Origin of the sequence: Mycobacterium gastri, assembly GCF_002102175.1 — a bacterium.
GTDB lineage: Bacteria > Actinomycetota > Actinomycetes > Mycobacteriales > Mycobacteriaceae > Mycobacterium > Mycobacterium gastri.
Genome location: NZ_LQOX01000024.1, coordinates 1 through 16,869, shown reverse-complemented (window position 1 = coordinate 16,869; position 16,869 = coordinate 1). Strand labels below are relative to the sequence as shown.

The following is a 16,869-nucleotide window of genomic DNA, read 5'->3' as shown; positions in this document are numbered from 1 at the left end:
CACCCAAACGCGTCAAAAACCAAGCACCACAACAAAAGACACGCCGCTCAACTACACAGGGCGGAAACTCCCGCTAGGGACGTAGCCCGAGCAGGACCCGTACCAGCTCGACTTGGCGGTGGGTATCGGTTTTTTCGAAGACGTGTTGCAGATGGGTGCGCACCGTCGTCACCGAGACCGACAACTCGTCCGAAATTTGCTTGGCGTCGGCGCCATGCACCATCTGCAACGCGACGTCGGCTTCGGCTTTGGTGAGGTGGTAGAGCCGTCGTAACAGCGCCGCGGGTGGCTCGGGTTCATCCTCGGGATCAATGATCAGCACCAAGGCCGTGGGCCGGCCCATAGGCTCGTCACCGTCTCGCCGGTGGGCCGGCAGGACGTGAATGACATAGGGCCGCTTACCGGAGTGCCGAACGCAGATGAGCGACCGTCCGCTGCGAACGGCGCAGCGGACGCCGCCGAGCGCATTGTGGATGGCCAGGTGTAGCTCTCGTTCGGCCTGCGTGCAGGTCGCGGTGATGCGTCGCGACCGCATGCACAGGCTGTCGGCGGTGCGAAGGATTCGTTCGGCTGCCGAATTCAGGTTCACCACAACGTTTTCGATCGTTACGATGACTATTCCATTCCGGACGGCATCCAGCGCGCCGGCCAGATCCACGGCGTCACGGTTGAGCGCCCGAAGTTTGTCCTGTGTGCGTACCGCCTGGTGCAGGTGTGGGACCAACTCGCTCATCAGCTGGACCCGCTCAGAGGTGTCGAAGGACCGTGTCGGCGACACCACCAGAAAACATGTTGGCCGTGGGCCGCCGGTCAGCCGGACGAATAAACCGTCCTCGAGTTCGTTGGGGCGCATCCAGCCGGCGTAGAACTCGCGATTGCGATTCCGGAAAATAATTTCCGGACCGGTTCGCACCACACCGACCGGGGCTTTGTGCAGCGCGGCGAGTACGTAATCCAGTTGGTAGTAATGCTTTGCGTAGCTCTCGAGTGCCGCCACGGGAAGAGTTGAATCCTGCAACGACCAGACCGAACCGTCGCCCAGAAGCATCGAGCCGCCGGTACCGCCCAGCGCGCGGTGGATGTCGCGGATGGCCGGCTGCCAGTGCTGCGGACTGGCTGCCGCCCTGTAGACACCAGCTACCAGGCGCGAAAAGTCCGTAATCGTAACCATCGCCCGGCCCACGACTTGCCGCGCGGTACTCGCATCGGAAACTTCTTCGCTGTGAATCGTTGTGAAGATCGGCGTGAGTCTCCCAAAAAGATTAGCCCGATCTCATCTATATGGATGAGGTTTGAGCCGTCTCATGGTGGTTGTCTTCGAAGTGCTCGAAATTGCTCGCTCCGGCTGGGAGCCGCCAATTCTGGAAGGAGCTCCGACCATGTGGCACTTACTGTCCCACCCGCATGCGCCCGATGTCGGCCAGGCTCGTTCCGGAATCAGCTCCGTTGAACACGTGACGGCGCACGTTCGCGTCAGCGAGCACGACGTCAAGTTCAGCGGTGCGGCAGCCACGTCGACACCGCCTGCACCGATTCACCACCACTGGCCGGGCGCAACCTTGGTTGACGCGGTCCGCCACATCCACATCACCTTGCCCGAACCGCGACCGGTATATCGGCGTCGTGAGGCCGGCTATTCCGAGGTGGCGTGGATGTCACGCCAGATGGACCACCTGTAATGGCGCCATGGCGCCATTACACCCGAACGCGGTGGCCCGCCGAAGCGGCCTGGTACGGCCCTTTACGGTCCAAGTATCGGATACGCACGAAAGGAGATGGCAGTGTCGGAGCAAGACCAGAACATCGAGGTCGTCAAGCGCGGCTACCAAGCCTTCGCGGAGGGCGACGTCGAAACGTTGATGAGCCTGTTCGACGAGAACATCGAATGGGTCCAACCGGGTGAAAGCGCAATCAGCGGCCGCTATCACGGCAAAGGCGAACTCGGCGAGTATCTGCGGCGATTGGGCGAGAAATCCCCGACCGTCACGCCCCACCGGTTCATCGCCGACGGCGACACGGTGGTCGTGTTCAGCGACGCCACCGTTGGCGGCGAAACCAGTCAAGACGTCGAGGTCTACACACTGCGCGACGGCAAATCGGTACGGGTGCAGGTGTACGGGGACACGGCGATGATGGAGCGGCAATACGGCAAGAAGCCGGTCGCGGCCAGCTAGCCGGCAAAGCAGAGTCTGCCGAACCGGGGGCCATCCCGGCGAATCTAGCTGCCCGTCTCGCTGGAAACCTCTTCGGGCGCAGCAAGATTGAGCGGTCTGGCCAGCTGGGTGGGTGCGGTGCGCCCCCGCAGCTCGACGACTTCGGCGACATCCCAGCACAGCGCCTCGGCGTCGAGCGCGCCGCTGACCGCGATGGCCGACGCCAGCACGTGGCCCGCTTCGAGCTTGGCCAGTTCGGTGAGGCGCGCAGCCTCGTTGACCGGGTCGCCGATCACGGTGTACTCGAAGCGGGCTTGCGCGCCGATGTGCCCGGCGATGGCCCGTCCGGCCGACACCCCGATTCCGAACTCGGCCGAACCCAGCACCGGGAGGAGGGCGTCGTGCAGTTCCCGCGCGGCACATAATGCGGCGCCGGCACCGTCGGGGTGTTCGATCGGTGCGCCGAAGATCGCCAGCGCGGCGTCGCCCTGGAATTTGTTGACGAAGCCGCCGTGCCGGCCGACGGTATCGACCACCACCCGGAAGAATTCGTTGAGCAGATGAACCACCTCGGCGGGCGGTCGCGTGGCGGCCAGCTGGGTGGAGCCCACCAGGTCCACGAACAACACCGCCACGTCGCGTTCCTGACCGCCCAACTCGGTGCCGCGCTCGATGGCGCGGCGGGCCACGTCTTCGCCGACATAGCGACCGAACAGGTCACGCAGCCGCTGCCGCTCGGACAGGTCCCGGACCATGTCGTTGAAGCCGGCCTGCAGCAAGCCCAGCTCGCTGGCGTCATAGATCTGCATGTGGGCGTTGTAGTTGCCGCGCTGTACCTCGGAGAGGGCCCAGCGCAGCTGGCGCAGCGGATCGGCGATCGACATGGCCACCAGCAGGGTGCTGACGAACCCGATGCCCAGTGCCGCCAACGCCAGCAACAGGATGGGATCGAACAACTTCTCCGGTGCGGTGTGCAGCAACGCTATCTTGTCGGACACCACCGCCAGCACGATCGCCAGCAGCGGCACCGCGGTGGACAGTACCCAGGCCAGCATCAAGCGCAGGATGACGCCGGGTGTCCGCAGGTTTTCCGGCACACCGCTGCGCAGCGCAGCCACCGCGACGGGCCGCAGGACCCGCTCGGACTGCAGGTAGCCGATGATCGCGGTCGCGGTGGCGCCCAGCGCCGTGGCGACCGCTACGACGGGCGCGGCGTAGCGGGCCACCGACCAGCTGGCCACGATGAAGACCGCACTTCCGATGGCCCACACCACCAGGCTGATCACGGTTCGGTAGAAGGGCATACGTAGTACGCGCCTGCGGGCCAGCTCGGTGGCGGCCGGATCAGCCTCGGCGAGCAGGTTGTCCCGGCGCTGCCATCGGAAAACCGGTACCAGCAGTTTGAAATTTGCCGCGACCCCGGCGAAAAACACCGCGTGCGCCGAAAGTATGAAGATGACCAGGTTGAGGCGCGGCAGGTCCTGCAGCTGGATCCGATCACCGGGTGGCAGGCCGTAGCGCAGGAAGCCGAGGACAAAGAGCGCCCCGATGATGTCGGACTGCAGCATGCTCAGCGAAAACACCGGCCACGGAGTGCGCACCACCCACCGGACGAACGCGCTGATCCGCCCGGGCAATGCTGCCACGGTAGCCACGAGCCCACCGTATCCGGCGGCGATGACTGGCCGAAAACTTACGGCCGCCCCGGCACGTCGCCGCTGACCGGCCGCAGCGCGCAAAGATCACGGGATGGTCGCGAAACGGCGGCCAATCGGTCTCTGTCGGCGGGGACTAATCGCGGGCTAATACTGTCGACGATGATGTCCGGGGTGTTTACGCGGCTGGTAGGCCAGGATGCGGTGAAAAACGAGCTGATCGCCGCCGCCAGGTCGGCTCGTGGTGACAACCGTCACAGCCTCGCCGGTGACGGAAATATGACACATGCGTGGCTGATCACCGGTCCACCGGGTTCTGGCCGGTCGGTGGCGGCATTGTGCTTCGCGGCAGCGCTGCAATGCACCGCCGATCCCGACGACGGGGGTCCCGGATGTGGGCGGTGCCGGGCCTGCACGACGACGATGGCCGGCACCCACGCCGACGTACGGCGGGTCATTCCCGAGGGCCTGTCCATCGGCGTCGACGAGATGCGGGCCATCGTGCAGATCGCGTCGCGCAAGCCCACCACCGGACACCGCCAGATCGTGCTGATCGAGGACGCCGATCGGCTCACCGAAGGTGCCGCCAACGCGCTGCTCAAGGTGGTGGAGGAGCCGCCGGCCTCGACGGTGTTCCTGCTGTGCGCGCCCTCGGTGGACCCCGAAGACATTGCGGTGACGCTGCGATCCCGATGTCGGCATGTCGCGCTGGTGACGCCCTCGACCGCGGCGATCGCCCGGGTGCTTGCCGACGGCGACGGCCTGGATACCGAAACCGCGGCCTGGGCGGCGTCGGTCAGCGGCGGTCATGTGGGGCGGGCCCGGCGGCTGGCCACCGACCCGGAGGCCCGGCAGCGACGGGAGCGGGCGCTGGGGCTGGCGCGCGACGCCGTGACGCCGTCGCGCGCCTACGCCGCCGCCGAGGAGCTGGTCGCCGCCGCCGAGGCCGAGGCGCTGGTGCTGACCGCGGACCGGGCCGAGGCCGAGACCGAGGAGCTGCGCACGGCGCTGGGGGCCGGCGGCACGGGTAAGGGGACCGCCGGGGCGATGCGCGGCGCCACCGGCGCCATCAAAGAGCTGGAACGACGCCAGAAATCCCGTCAAACCCGCGCCTCGCGGGATGCGCTGGACCGGGCACTGATCGACCTGGCGGGCTATTTCAGGGATGCGTTGCTGGTGTCGGCGAACGCGGCCACGGTAGCTGCCAATCACCCGGACATGACCGAGCGGGCCGCGGCGCTGGCCGCGCATGCCACGCCCGATCGGCTGTTGCGTTGCATCGAGGCCGTGTTGGCCTGCCGCGAAGCCCTGGCGATCAACGTCAAACCCAAGTTCGCGGTCGACGCCATGGTCGCCACCATCGGCCAGCAGCTTGGGTGATTTTGCCCGCCTGCCGTAGACTCGTGCCGCCCGGCGATGGCGCCACCAGGTACAGCCGCCTTAGCTCAGTCGGTAGAGCGATTCACTCGTAATGAATAGGTCGGGGGTTCGATTCCCCCAGGCGGCTCCATCTTGCAGCGGAAGGCGCCTAGCCAGCATAGCGGTTCTCAGTGAAAGCTGGTCCGCGAAGACGGCACGAGCGCCGCATTATCCACGTAATTAACTGGGCAACAACACAATTCGGCACGAGTTCGATCGCCTAGAACAAATCGCGGAACATCCAAGAGTGGTGCACCCTGGTGAGGATGTGTTTACGGGTTCGCGGAAGTGCCCGAACTGCGGCAACCGGTCTCGCGTCGGCGGAAGGGGTGCTGGGAAGCCGCGGCCTGCAGTTCTACCGGGACCGTCGGCAATCTTCACCCGATGCGACCGGGCCTGTCACACTGATAACGGCAGTCCAAGCGTTAACCTGATGAGCCAGGTGGAAATGGGTAGATTGCACTTAGCAGAGTGATGCGGGTCTACAGTTGTGTAACCACGACGAACGGGGGCACAGATGGTTGGGTGGGCTTGAGCGGGTGGGTCGGACCGCTCCCGTCGTTCGCGGCGCCGCCTGTCGTCGAAGTAGCGGTTGGCATCGAGTTTCTGCAACTGCCCGGGCTAGGCCCCGTTCAACTGGTCCGACTGCATGATCTGTGGCGAGATGCGTTCCCGAAGATCCAGGAGCAACCTGCATTGCCGCCAGCATCGTTTTCCACCGGGCCGATCGGCTTCCAGTTCCAGGTGTCGCATCTGCCCGCCATCAGGATCTGGATGATGAGCGATGAGGAAGACGAATTGCTCCAGGTCCAAAATGACCGGCTGCTGCTCAACTGGCGGAGGACGCCTGGGGACGATCGGCAGTATCCTCGATATGACCATCTGCGTGAGGTCTACGAGAGAGTCCTCGCGGAGTTTCGCGAACGCGTCACGGCAAGCTCCGCTGGAATCTTTCGACCCCAGACTGCTGTTGTCACTTATGTGAACCGGTTCGCCTTTGAAGCAGGTGAGAACCTGAAGGACGCTATCGGAGTGTTGAATTCCGAGTGGAACGCAATTCCCAACGCATCCCCCGAGGTTCGAATTGCGGCGGCTGTAGCTGAGCCGGGTGACCCCGGTTCTGTGGTCGGCGAACTCGTTGCAACGGCCACATCCGACGCGAGCCACGGTTACCTCGAGGTGGTGACGCGCATCAACATCACTGAATCCGACGGTGACGTTTTCCGGCGATTGGACATTGCTCATGAATACTGTGTCACTGGCTTCGAGAAGCTAACTACGCTGAAGATGCATGAAAGGTGGGGAAAGGAATGACTGCAACCCTGTCTCGGCGTGATAGGTCCAGCGTTCGTCAGGACGCTGCCACGCGACGTTGGGTGAAGCGGGCATGGTTACCAGAAGTCACTCCGTCTCGATCTCAACTACTGACATATGCCCAAACGAGGATCGCTACGCTGACCGATGCAGACGCGCCGGGCCGTTCCATTGGGTGGGCGCCAGTTCACAGTGCGATCGCGAACCTTGCCATGTCGTTGCTCAACGTAGTCGTCGCCAGCGATGGTCTAGCCACACCGCAGATTGCGCCCACACCTGATGGTGGCCTTGATATTCAATGGCTTGTTTCTGGCGACTCGCTCGAGCTCACACTCGATTTCCAGGACTGCCTTTCCATCGTCGGGCGACGCGATAATGGTGAGTACGTGTTTGGTCCGTTCGAATGGGATTTTCAGGATGACGTCGATACGCTGGTCCCAATTCTAGTTTCCGCCGGAAGGTTTCTTGAGAAGATCAGCACAGGAATCCAACATCGCCTGCCAATCCGGTGAATCCGGACGACCCGTCCATCGATGGCGCCGATACGCTTTATTGGCGGGCACCGGAACTTCCGTTAGAGAACTGGACAATCTTCGACGAAGGCAGGCAAGGTCATCGAGTTCGGTCTGGGGCATTCGTCTGGAACGAGGACGGCGTGTCCTGCTACCTCCAGAGCGTTCTGACGGACCTCGGACTGGATTATCTCGTTGTAAAGAATGACCCACGTAATGGCATACTCTCGGTGCGTGCTTGCGACGTGCGGGAATGCGGCCTTGGCGTAGCTCGCGACCCGAACCCCAACTACATCACGAAGGAAGAGCTCCAGCCTCGAGACGAAGCCCACGCACTGATCGTTCACGACGATGACGTCGGTTCGAAACAGCGTAAGAAGCGGACTTCGGCTCTTGCCGTGACTGCACTAATAGTGCATTGGGGCTAAGTAAGTTGACACCGATTCGATTTGATATCGGAATCGACCCGGCGGGGTATGAATCCGGAGCAGTTCGGTGTTGTCCAAATCGGTTGGGTTGGTAACTGGTCCCAGTACGTCGGCGGATCTGCCAACACCCTTCGCTACAGATCCGTTGAGGTACAGCTGTGATGCTGGTGGCCAGGTGGGCCGTGTGACTTTCAACCGTCGACCCTGAAAAGCGCCACCGGAGTGCCATCAGTGCTTGGCGTTAGTCTGCATCAGCCGCCAGCGCGTCCGAGGCCGACGCTCGCGGTCATCGTCCCAACGCGACTGCGGCCACTGGGTGCCGGTCCGTCCAGGTCCGTGCGAACAGCAGGTTTCCCACTGCGGGCACGTATGTTCCGTCATGGCGTTCCGTTGCCCGACTCTCCACCTTCCTGAGCCAAAACGCCGAGATCATGCCGTATGCGTGTACTCAGCTGGATGCTTCACCTGTATAGCCTTGCGGCCCAATAGATTAACAGACTCTTGTGGACTCAACTCCGCCCACTCGCAATGATAAGTGGCTCCGAAGTTGATCCGAATTTCCGCGCACCCGGATTGGACCATCAACCGGGCGCCAGGTAACCCACCGGACCCGACGCGAGGCACAGCGATAGCGCGGTGGTGTTGGCCCGCACCGTGATCGCATCCCCGGCGCCGGGCAGCCGGGCGTAGACGCGGTTGAGGCCCGGATGCACCGGAACTTTCCGTTCGGGTCCCTCGGACAGCGACAGCGTCATGGATCCGTCGCTGTTGGCCAGGTAGTTGAGTTCGACCGTCCAGTCGGCGGGCAGCAGCGGGCCGTCGAGGATCAGCCGCGTCGGCTGGTCCGGCTGGGTGAAGTAGCCGCAGTGCGGCAGCGGGCCGGGAACAATCGTGCGGACCCAGGTCACTCGCGCGTCGACCAGTCGGCCCGAGCTGGTGAACATGCGCAACCGTGTTGTCGCCGTTTCGAATTCGGGCCGGTCGCGCAGCAGGGCGAACATGTGGCTGGCCAGGTTCTCCGGCCAGGCCACCCGCTGCAGCACCAGCGGGTCGACTTCCTGATCAAGCAGCGGCGCATTCGAATCAGCATGTGCCGCAGCCAGACTGGCTTTCGCATTCTGCAGGTACGGCTTGGTTGGGTTGTCGCGCCAACTGGTCAGGAATGTCGCAGTGGAATACAGGCTGCTGGCCAGGAACAGCGCCGTCAGGCCGGTCGTCACGGCAGCGCGCAGCGGCGAGGAGTCCAGCCAGTCCAGCCACGGTGTTTCCCGGTTGGGCGCGGCCAAGGCGACGGCGGCCAGCAGCGCCAGCACGACCACGAGATCCGGCAAATACCTTAGTGTTTGGGCCAACTCGAGCGCGGTGAAGCGTGACGAGCGCATCAGATAAATCGGCACCTGGCAGGCGACCGTATATCCTGCCGCGGTCAACCAGACCGCACCGATCCGCCGCTTGCGGATCAACGAAAGCCCAAGCACACCAAGCAACACCAACCAGCCGAGGGTCATCACCGCTGGCGGCGGCGTGCCCCACGGCGACGACGGCGCCCAGCGATCCCAGTGCCAGGGCCCGCCGGCCAGGCCCGGCACGATGCCGTGGGTGATCGAGCGGGACAGCAGATTCCACGTCATCGAAAGGTCCGAGCTCCACCGTTTCTGGTTGACCACCGCCAGATACAGCCCCACCCAGGCGGCGGTCAGGACCAGTGCCGGCGTCCACAGTTGTAAGCCTGCCCGCCATACCGTCCGCAGCGCCCTCGGGTCGCCGCCGACGTGACACCACAGCGCGGCCACCGCAAACGCGACAAACGGGATTACCGCGGCCTTTTCGAAGAACAGCAGGCCCCCGAAGTAGGCCAGCATCCCGGTTGCCGCGTACCGCTGACGGCCGGTACGCACCAGCAGCACAGCATCGCCGCACACCCAAGTGAGCGCCGCCAGCATCGGCAACGAGTTCAGCGCCGCCGCCCACCACGCGAACCCGGGCACCCCCAGCGGGGTGAACAACGCGAACGTCAAGGGAATCAACAGAACCGGACGCCAGCCCAGGATCACCTGCAGCGCGCGTAGCAATGCCAGCGAAGCCAGCAGCTGCAGCACCACCAGGCTGATCGCCGGGCCGGTCCAGACCAGTGGCGCCACCCGAGTGATCGCGCCGCCAACCAGGAAAGCGCCCGGCATCACGTGGCCGTCATGGTCGTCGAACAAGTACGTCGGCGACAGCAGACCCTGCGTGCCGGCCTTGCCCACCAGGATCAGATCGTCCCAGTAGAAGTACCCGCCGAATGCCAGCGCCGCACGAACGCCCAGCTGAACGGTGATGAGCAACGCGGCCGCCAACGCCACTCTGTATGGTGGGCCGGTGCGCGCACTCGTCACCGGGGCAGCCGGTTTCATCGGATCGACGCTAGTCGACCGTCTGCTGGCAGACGGTCACACGGTAGTCGGGCTGGACAATTTCGCGACCGGCCGGGCCACCAACCTCGAGCACCTCGCCGAGCACCCCGCACACGTTTTCGTCGAGGCCGACATCGTGACCGCCGATTTGCGGGCCATCCTCGAACAGCACCGGCCGGAGGTGGTGTTTCACCTGGCGGCGCAGATCGACGTCCGGCAGTCGGTGGCCGACCCGCAATTCGACGCCGAGGTGAACGTCATCGGCACGGTACGGCTGGCCGAAGCGGCGCGCCGCACCAGGGTCCGCAAGATCGTGCACACCTCCTCGGGCGGATCCATTTACGGCGTCCCGCCGGTGTACCCGACTCCCGAGACCGTGCCGACTGATCCTGCTTCGCCGTACGCCGCGGGCAAGGTGGCCGGCGAGATCTACCTGAACACCTTCCGGCATCTGTACGGTCTGGACTGTTCGCACATCGCGCCGGCCAATGTCTACGGCCCCCGCCAGGATCCGCACGGCGAGGCGGGTGTGGTGGCGATCTTCGCCCAGGCGCTGCTGTCGGGCAAGCCCACCAAGGTGTTCGGCGACGGCGGCAAGACGCGCGACTACGTGTTCGTCGACGACGTGGTGGACGCCTTCGTCAAGGCCTCCGGCGAAGCGGGCGGCGGGCAGCGTTTCAACGTCGGCACCGGCATCGAAACGTCGGACCGCCAACTGCATTCGGCGGTGGCGGCGGCGGTCGGCGGACCCGACGACCCGGAGTTCCACCCGGATCGCCTCGGCGATCTGCAGCGGTCCTGCCTCGACATCGGCTTGGCCGAACGGGTTTTGGGGTGGCGGCCCCGGGTGGAGCTGGCCGAGGGTGTGCGTCGCACGGTGGAGTACTTCCGGCACAAGCACTCCGGGTGATCTACCGGTCCTAGCTGACCGAGCTGGCGCGCGGCCGCTATCCGTGGGGACCTGTTGCCCGGGGCCGCCAACCAATCCGCCGCGACCGCTCGTCGCCGCCGGCGAGGCCGCCGCTGGCGCCATGGCCACCGTCGCCGCCGCGTGCCGGTCCGTCGCCGCCGGGGGTGCGGCAGGCCTCGACGAATCGTGAAATGCGTTGTGCGGCCCGTGTGGCCTGGTCAGCGCATCACCCAACGGGAGTGACGTATCGGTGCAGACTCGACCGAGCCCGAGCCACCATCGCGGCGCTGTCGCTGACTGAGACGCGGTGCGCCTCGAATCCATCCGCGCCCAAACGGTCGACCAGAATCTCCAATTGTTCGTCGCGCAACGGCGACGGCATGCCCGCCTTGATAAACGCGCAGTGGAGGAAGGCGGCATCGTCGTCGGCGCCCAACCGGACCAACAACCGCGTGATGTACCGCAGCGCCGCCCCTTGCTCGAACCAGTCTCCGACCCGGTCCCAATGGTCGAGCACCTCGATGAACATCCGCGCCGCCTCGATCGGATCACCGTGCACGGCGCGGGTGGCTGCGGCCGACATCAATGCGGTGCCGCCATGCCAGAAGTTCTGCACCGCCGCGGCCAGCTGCGCCGCCTTGTCGAACAGGGCCGTCGCGCGCACCGGCTCCGATCTCTTGAGCAGGTAGCCAAGGGCAAAGTAGGCCATCGACCGTGCCGTCGGGTTGCCGGTGCTGTCGGCGAGCGTCACCGCCTCCTGCGCAGCGGGCAGGCCGTAGTCCGGTTTGCCCAGCGCGCCCGAACAGACCGCAACCTCATACAGCGTCCACACCAGCCGGATCGGGTCGGCATCAGCGCGCGCGCGGGTCACCTCGCCTTCCCAGTAATCCAGGGCCCACTGCGAATCGCCCTCAAAGAAAATGACGTCGGCGAGGACATCTGCCGGGTAGGCCACCCGCGCGGTACCCGGGCGGGGCACTCGCCCCTGGGCGACCCCCGCCAGCGACCGCGCGTGGGCATAGTCGCCGCGGGCCCAGGCGCCGCGTGCCGCCACCCCGACGGCTGTGGCGAACAACGGATGCTCGGGTCGAGTGACAGTGATCAGGCGTTCGGCCCACCCGGCCATTTCGTAGCCAATGCGTAGCCCGAGAAGCTCGGGTAATGCCGCGACCAGACGAAGGGCAAGCTCGGTGTCGGTGTCGGCCATCGCGTGCTCGAACGCGGCGCGAAGGTTGTCGTAGTCCGGCATCATCCGCTCGACCCAGTCCCGCTCCTGGCTATCGTGCAGTCCGGTCGCGGCGCGCTCGGCCAATTCGGTGTAGTAGGCCGCATGCCGGGCGGCATAGGTATCGGCGAGTCCAGCTTCGCGCAGGTGCTCGCGGCCGAAGGCCCGAAGGGTTTCCAGGACGCCGTAGCGCGTCCGGTCGGTGACGCTGCGCACCACCACCATCGACTTGTCGACCAGACCGGCGAGCAGGTCCAGCGTGTCCTCTGCGACGTCGCCGTCGAAGCCGCACACGCCGTGCGCGGCATCCAGGTCGAAGCTCCCGGCGAAGACGGAGAGCCGCACAAACAGGGCTTGTTCAGCCTGGGTGAGCAGCTGATACGACCAGTCGATCGCGGCGGACATGCTTTGCTGGCGCGGCAGGCTGCCGCGTGCGCCGCCACGCAACACACCAAGAGTGTCGAGACGCCGTATGACGTCGGTACTGCTCATCACCCGCATCCGGGCCGCCGCCAGCTCCACTGCCAGCGGTAGGCAATCCACCAGCTGGCAGATCTCCGCGACCGCGCCTTCCGGCTGATCTTGGAGATGAAAATCCGGCCGGCCCGCTCGGGCTCTATCAGCAAACAAGTGGGTGGCATCGTCGACGGTCAGCGGCGGAACGACCACAATCCGCTCGCCGTCGATCGCAAGTGGTTGGCGACTGGTCGCCAGCATCGCCACTTTCGGGCAGTGCTGGATGATCCGCGCCAGCAGTTTGGCGACCGCTTCCACGACATGCTCGCAGTTGTCGGCGATCAGAAGTACCTCGCGGGACCGCAGGTATTCGATCACCGATTCCTCGATGCCCAACCCTTGCTGTTGCTGCAGATGCAAGGCGGTCGCGACGGCGTGGCTGACCGCTGCGCCATGCTCCAGCGGGGCCAGTTCGCAGATGGCTACACCGTCGCTGAAACGGTCTTGTTCTCGCCGCGCGACCTCGAACGCAAGCCGCGTCTTGCCGACGCCGCCAACTCCGGTCAACGTCACCAGCGGACCTTCGCCCATCGACTCGAGCACGCGCGCCACTTCGTGTTTGTGGCCGACGAAGCTGGTCGCTCGCCGCAGCAGCGCCGAATGCGGCCGATCCGGCACCAGGTGGGGCGTCAATGCCCAGCCCGGCGGTTGCTCGTCGCCGGAAAGAATCTGCTGGTGCACCCGGTCCAGCGACGCGCCGGGATCGACACCGAGCTCGTCGGCAAGCCGCTGCCGCATCTGCCGGTAGGTGTCCAGCGCATCCGCCTGTCGGCCACCGCGGTACTGGGCCAGCATTAGCTGTCCGGCCAGGCGTTCGTCGAGCGGGTGAGCGGCATGCGCCGCGGTGAGTTCCACCAGCACCTCGCTGTGGCGTCCCACCCGGAGTGCGACGTCATTGCGGTCCAACACCACCGATAGCCGCTCGCCCAGCAGAGTGGTGCGCAGGCCGTTGATCCATGGTGTGTCCAGCGCGGGAAACGGCTCGCCACGCCAGATTCCCAGGGCCCGTTCGAACAGGTCGGCGGCCTGCAGCGGCTCCTGGCAGCCGCGAGCTTGACGTACCACGTGCCGGAACCGATGCAGGTCCACCGACATTGCGTCGGTCCTCAGCACATATCCGCCCGGCTCACGCGCAAGCGTCACTCCCTGGGTGTCCGAAAACAGACTCCGCAGTCGAGACACATACCCGGCCAACGAGTTTCGAGCATGGTGCGGCGGATGATCCGACCACACGTGATCAACCAAATGGTCCACCGCAACCGGGTGGTTGACGTCCACCAGCAACGCGACCAGCACGCAGCGCTGCCGCGCGTGACCGATGTCGAGCCGCTGCCCGTCGACGTGCACCGCGACGTCGCCGAGCAAACAGAACTCGACTGACATGCAGTGCACCTTCTCCCCGTGTCCGCGGCGAACCGTCGACGGGCAACATCAGGGGCGAACGCCGGCAACTCCCGGTGACTTCAGATGAAGTCGAAGAGCCCGCGAAACACCTGGACTTGAGCCGCAATGTACACCCAGCAGGGCAGCGACGCCGATGAATTGACGCCGTTAGGTGAAGCTGAACCCGCCGGACTGCTGAACGCGCCGATGCTGCGTTGCGGTCACGCCTGCGGCGCTTGAGCGCCCTCGAGCGCGACTGCCCGGGCCAACCGCGCGTAGCGCAACTCCAGGTCCTTGAACCGCATATAGGTGCTCAGCGTGGTGAAACTGAACGCCATGATCAGCGCGTAGAGCATCAGGTCGGTGCCGCGGCGCACCCCGAACCAGTGGGCGACCACCGTGGTGTCGTCCGGCCGCAGCACCGCGTAGACGCCGCCCAGCACGAACAACACGTACCCCACCTTGACCCACGCCCGCGAGCGCGCGCTGCGGCGCGACCGCAGCAGATACACCAGCAGAACGACGATCGACCCGATCAGCAGCACCTGGATCCAGTTCAACGCCGTATCCTTCCTCGCAGGAACCCGTCGAAAATGATGTTGACGCCGTTGAGCAGCGGCTGGCCCTTGGACTTCGAATACTCGGTGTAGAGCACCTCGACGGGCTCTTCGGCTACCCGCCAATGGTTTTCGGCGATCAACATGACGAACTCGGTGGCGTGGCTCATGCCGCTCATGGTGAGGTTCAGGCCGTCGGCCACCGTCTTGTTGAACACCCGCAGTCCGTTGTTGGTATCGGTCAAGCCGAGCCGCCGTCCGCGTCGGCTCAACCGCGCCGCGGTCTGCAGCACGAGTCGCTTCAGCAGCGGTGGACGGTTGGTGACGGAGCCGCCGAACCGCGTCCCGATCAGCACGTCCACGTCACCGGCGGACAGCCGGTCGATCATGGCGGCCACGTCCTTGACGCGGTGCTGGCCGTCGGCGTCGAACGTCGCGAACACCTGAGCACCGGGCCGGCTGCGGGCGTACTCGACGCCGGTCTGGATGGCCGCGCCCTGGCCCAGGTTGACCGGATGGCGCACCAGGTGGGCGCCGGCCCTCAGGGCGATGTCCCCGGTGCCGTCGGTGCTGCCGTCGTCGACGCAGACGACGTGGTCGAAGACGGATCGCACATCGGCAATCACGTCGCCGATCACAGCGGCTTCGTTGAAGGCGGGGATGATGATCCAGACGTCGGAGTAATGCGAGGTCATTTGAGTCCACAAGTTACACGTTGGGCCTGCAGTGATCATCGGCTACGGGCCAGCGCCGCCAGATGAACGCCGATGCCCATCAGCGGGCCGCACAACAATGCGACCACCGTGCGGATCTCCAGCGGCGTCGGCAACAACAGCAAGAAGCCCGAGGCCACCGTCGCGCCGACCCAGCCCAGCGAATACGCCCGGTGCAGCGCGGCCGCCACCGCGGCGGCGCCGGTGAGCGTCAGCATGGCGATCGCCACCGCGGCGGCCGTCAGCCAGGCCAGCAGCGCGCCGCTGGCCTGGTATTGCGCCCCGAACAGCGCGCGCAGCAGCCACGGGCCCACCACCCCGGCCGCCAGCACCCCGACCGCGCCGATGCCGCCGATCACCGCCGCCGGCGACAGCAGCGCGCGAAGCCGGTGAGTGCTTTCGTCGACGAAATGGGCGATGAGGTTTCCCTGCATGGCCGTCAGCGGCACCAGCAGCGGGGCTCGGGTCAACGTCACCGCCAGGATGACGACGCCGCCCCGGGCGCCCAACTCGTCGGAGGTCAGTTTCAGCAGCACCGGGAAACCCATCACCAGGACCGCGCTGGCACCTGCCGCGGTAATCGAATGAGCCGCGCCCCGCAGGAACGTGGCGGTGTTGCCGGGCGTCAGCAAGCGTGCGGTAACGCGCGTGGTGGGCGACGTCGCCAGCATGATCAGCCAGGCCACCGAGCCGGCCACGGTGGCCCACAGGAAACCGGCCAGGCCCCATCCGACGACGAACGTGCCCGCGGCCACCGCCACCCTGATTACCGCGTCGGTCACCATCAACGCTCCGTATTGGGTCCACCGGTTCATGCCGGCCAGCATGCCCATCAGCGTGGCGTGCAGGCAGAATCCAGCCAGCCCGACGCTGAGCAGACCCACCGACAGCCACCGCGCCTCGACGAACATCCGCCCGCTCCACAGCGGCGCGCTCCCGGCGATGACGACGGCTGCGGCGACGCCGACCAGTGCGGCGGCCCGCAGCGGATGAATACGACCGCCGTCCGGCAATACGTCCAGGTACTGCATCGAGCGGACTTCCCGGGTGGTTTCTTGCAGCAATCCGAAGGCAGCCCCGGTGACCAGCCCGAAAGCGCCCCAGAACACCCCGAAGACCGAGAAGCCGCTCGGCGCGAGATTGCGGGCGGCCAGGTAGATCACCGCGTAGCCGCACAGGCCGGTGACGGCGGTGGCTATGCCGACCCGGGCGACGCTGCCGCGGGTGATGGGCCTGCCAGGGCCTGGAGCCGTGCCCGCGGAACCCCCGACGTCGGTCACCGTGGCCGCATTAACGGCCAACCGACCCGATGCGTGCCACGTTCGCACATACTAAGCGGGCCGGCCGCCCGCGTTCGTGAGGCCGGTCAGGCCCCTGCCCTATCCGACACCGGTACGCGGGATCACACTCGGGCGTGACTGCACCACATGCGGATTCGCGCCCCCACGGCCCATCATCGCGGCGGGCATCCCCGCCCCGGCACCACCGGCGCCCATCGGCATCGGCATCATCGGCATCCCGCCAGTGCCGGCCGCTCCGGCTGCCTGCGCCAGCTCCGCCGCAGTGGGCAAACCGCCCAACCCCGCCATCGCCGCCGACGACAGCCCCCTGGGCATCGACCCCGCCCACGTCGGCGGCACCGACATCGCCCCCACCAACCGCGCCTTCCCCAACTCCGCGCCTATACC

General features: G+C 65.9%; 15 protein-coding genes and 1 tRNA gene. 8 read left to right on the top strand and 8 right to left on the bottom strand.

Features of this window, described 5'->3' with window-relative positions; genetic code table 11:
* Positions 1-73: 73 nt before the first annotated feature.
* On the bottom strand, positions 74-1,171 hold the full coding sequence (locus tag AWC07_RS02520; protein WP_036419179.1) for a helix-turn-helix transcriptional regulator: 1,098 nt from the start codon (positions 1,169-1,171) through the stop codon (positions 74-76).
* Positions 1,172-1,379: 208 nt separating this feature from the next.
* Here AWC07_RS02520 and AWC07_RS02515 point away from each other — a divergent pair, with 208 nt between their 5' ends.
* Positions 1,380-1,679: a hypothetical protein gene (locus AWC07_RS02515; protein WP_139829493.1), complete on the top strand. Its 300-nt coding sequence runs from the start codon at positions 1,380-1,382 to the stop codon at positions 1,677-1,679.
* A 102-nt stretch (positions 1,680-1,781) separates the two neighbouring features.
* Positions 1,782-2,174, top strand: coding sequence for a nuclear transport factor 2 family protein (locus AWC07_RS02510; protein ID WP_036419182.1), 393 nt, complete (start codon positions 1,782-1,784; stop codon positions 2,172-2,174).
* A gap of 44 nt (positions 2,175-2,218) precedes the next feature.
* On the opposite strand, the gene AWC07_RS02505 is transcribed toward AWC07_RS02510, so the two are convergent.
* Positions 2,219-3,892 carry an adenylate/guanylate cyclase domain-containing protein gene (locus tag AWC07_RS02505; RefSeq protein ID WP_244187444.1) on the bottom strand — a complete coding sequence of 558 codons (1,674 nt, stop codon included), beginning with the start codon at positions 3,890-3,892 and terminating at the stop codon, positions 2,219-2,221.
* Positions 3,893-3,973: 81 nt separating this feature from the next.
* Between AWC07_RS02505 and AWC07_RS02500 the strand changes: the two genes are divergently transcribed.
* From AWC07_RS02500 to AWC07_RS26470, 5 genes are all read left to right on the top strand, one after another.
* The gene (locus AWC07_RS02500; protein WP_139829492.1) at positions 3,974-5,188 is read left to right on the top strand and encodes a DNA polymerase III subunit delta'; all 1,215 of its coding nucleotides are present in this window, start codon (positions 3,974-3,976) and stop codon (positions 5,186-5,188) included.
* Between the two features lie 54 nt (positions 5,189-5,242).
* Positions 5,243-5,318 (top strand) — tRNA-Thr (locus AWC07_RS02495).
* A gap of 440 nt (positions 5,319-5,758) precedes the next feature.
* Positions 5,759-6,541: a TIGR04255 family protein gene (locus AWC07_RS02490; protein WP_167380002.1), complete on the top strand. Its 783-nt coding sequence runs from the start codon at positions 5,759-5,761 to the stop codon at positions 6,539-6,541.
* A complete protein-coding gene (locus AWC07_RS26475; protein WP_139829491.1) occupies positions 6,538-7,053 on the top strand; it encodes a hypothetical protein in 516 nt (171 codons plus the stop codon). The genes AWC07_RS02490 and AWC07_RS26475 overlap by 4 nt, the downstream gene beginning before the upstream one ends.
* On the top strand, positions 7,050-7,481 hold the full coding sequence (locus AWC07_RS26470; RefSeq protein ID WP_139829490.1) for a hypothetical protein: 432 nt from the start codon (positions 7,050-7,052) through the stop codon (positions 7,479-7,481). The genes AWC07_RS26475 and AWC07_RS26470 overlap by 4 nt, the downstream gene beginning before the upstream one ends.
* A gap of 581 nt (positions 7,482-8,062) precedes the next feature.
* Here AWC07_RS26470 and AWC07_RS02475 read toward each other — a convergent pair.
* Positions 8,063-9,877, bottom strand: coding sequence for a hypothetical protein (locus tag AWC07_RS02475; protein WP_036418094.1), 1,815 nt, complete (start codon positions 9,875-9,877; stop codon positions 8,063-8,065).
* Between AWC07_RS02475 and AWC07_RS02470 the strand changes: the two genes are divergently transcribed.
* The gene (locus AWC07_RS02470) at positions 9,843-10,787 is read left to right on the top strand and encodes an NAD-dependent epimerase/dehydratase family protein (protein ID WP_036418092.1); all 945 of its coding nucleotides are present in this window, start codon (positions 9,843-9,845) and stop codon (positions 10,785-10,787) included. The genes AWC07_RS02475 and AWC07_RS02470 overlap by 35 nt on opposite strands.
* Before the next feature lie 226 nt (positions 10,788-11,013).
* On the opposite strand, the gene AWC07_RS02465 is transcribed toward AWC07_RS02470, so the two are convergent.
* The 5 genes from AWC07_RS02465 to AWC07_RS02445 all read right to left on the bottom strand — a co-directional run.
* Positions 11,014-13,911 carry an ATP-binding protein gene (locus AWC07_RS02465; protein ID WP_085104933.1) on the bottom strand — a complete coding sequence of 966 codons (2,898 nt, stop codon included), beginning with the start codon at positions 13,909-13,911 and terminating at the stop codon, positions 11,014-11,016.
* A 221-nt stretch (positions 13,912-14,132) separates the two neighbouring features.
* Entirely contained in the window at positions 14,133-14,471 is a 339-nt protein-coding gene (locus AWC07_RS02460; RefSeq protein ID WP_023368557.1) for a DUF2304 domain-containing protein, read from the bottom strand.
* Positions 14,468-15,163 (bottom strand): glycosyltransferase family 2 protein, encoded by a 696-nt coding sequence (locus AWC07_RS02455; protein ID WP_036405689.1) that lies wholly within the window; start codon positions 15,161-15,163, stop codon positions 14,468-14,470. Before AWC07_RS02455 ends, AWC07_RS02460 begins: the two co-directional genes overlap by 4 nt.
* A 35-nt stretch (positions 15,164-15,198) precedes the next feature.
* On the bottom strand, positions 15,199-16,482 hold the full coding sequence (locus AWC07_RS02450) for a hypothetical protein (RefSeq protein ID WP_139829488.1): 1,284 nt from the start codon (positions 16,480-16,482) through the stop codon (positions 15,199-15,201).
* Between the two features lie 78 nt (positions 16,483-16,560).
* Positions 16,561-16,869 (bottom strand): PPE family protein, SVP subgroup (locus tag AWC07_RS02445; RefSeq protein ID WP_425271210.1); only part of this gene is annotated, 309 nt, incomplete at its 5' end.

What these genes read in the sequence shown, in the direction of transcription:
- AWC07_RS02520 (WP_036419179.1), bottom strand. Translation starts at nt 1,171, where the DNA reads ATGGTTACGATTACGGACTTTTCGCGCCTGGTAGCTGGTGTCTACAGG.
- AWC07_RS02515 (WP_139829493.1), top strand. Translation starts at nt 1,380, where the DNA reads ATGTGGCACTTACTGTCCCACCCGCATGCGCCCGATGTCGGCCAGGCT.
- AWC07_RS02500 (WP_139829492.1), top strand. Translation starts at nt 3,974, where the DNA reads ATGTCCGGGGTGTTTACGCGGCTGGTAGGCCAGGATGCGGTGAAAAAC.
- AWC07_RS26475 (WP_139829491.1), top strand. Translation starts at nt 6,538, where the DNA reads ATGACTGCAACCCTGTCTCGGCGTGATAGGTCCAGCGTTCGTCAGGAC.
- AWC07_RS02475 (WP_036418094.1), bottom strand. Translation starts at nt 9,877, where the DNA reads ATGAAACCGGCTGCCCCGGTGACGAGTGCGCGCACCGGCCCACCATAC.
- AWC07_RS02465 (WP_085104933.1), bottom strand. Translation starts at nt 13,911, where the DNA reads ATGTCAGTCGAGTTCTGTTTGCTCGGCGACGTCGCGGTGCACGTCGAC.
- AWC07_RS02455 (WP_036405689.1), bottom strand. Translation starts at nt 15,163, where the DNA reads ATGACCTCGCATTACTCCGACGTCTGGATCATCATCCCCGCCTTCAAC.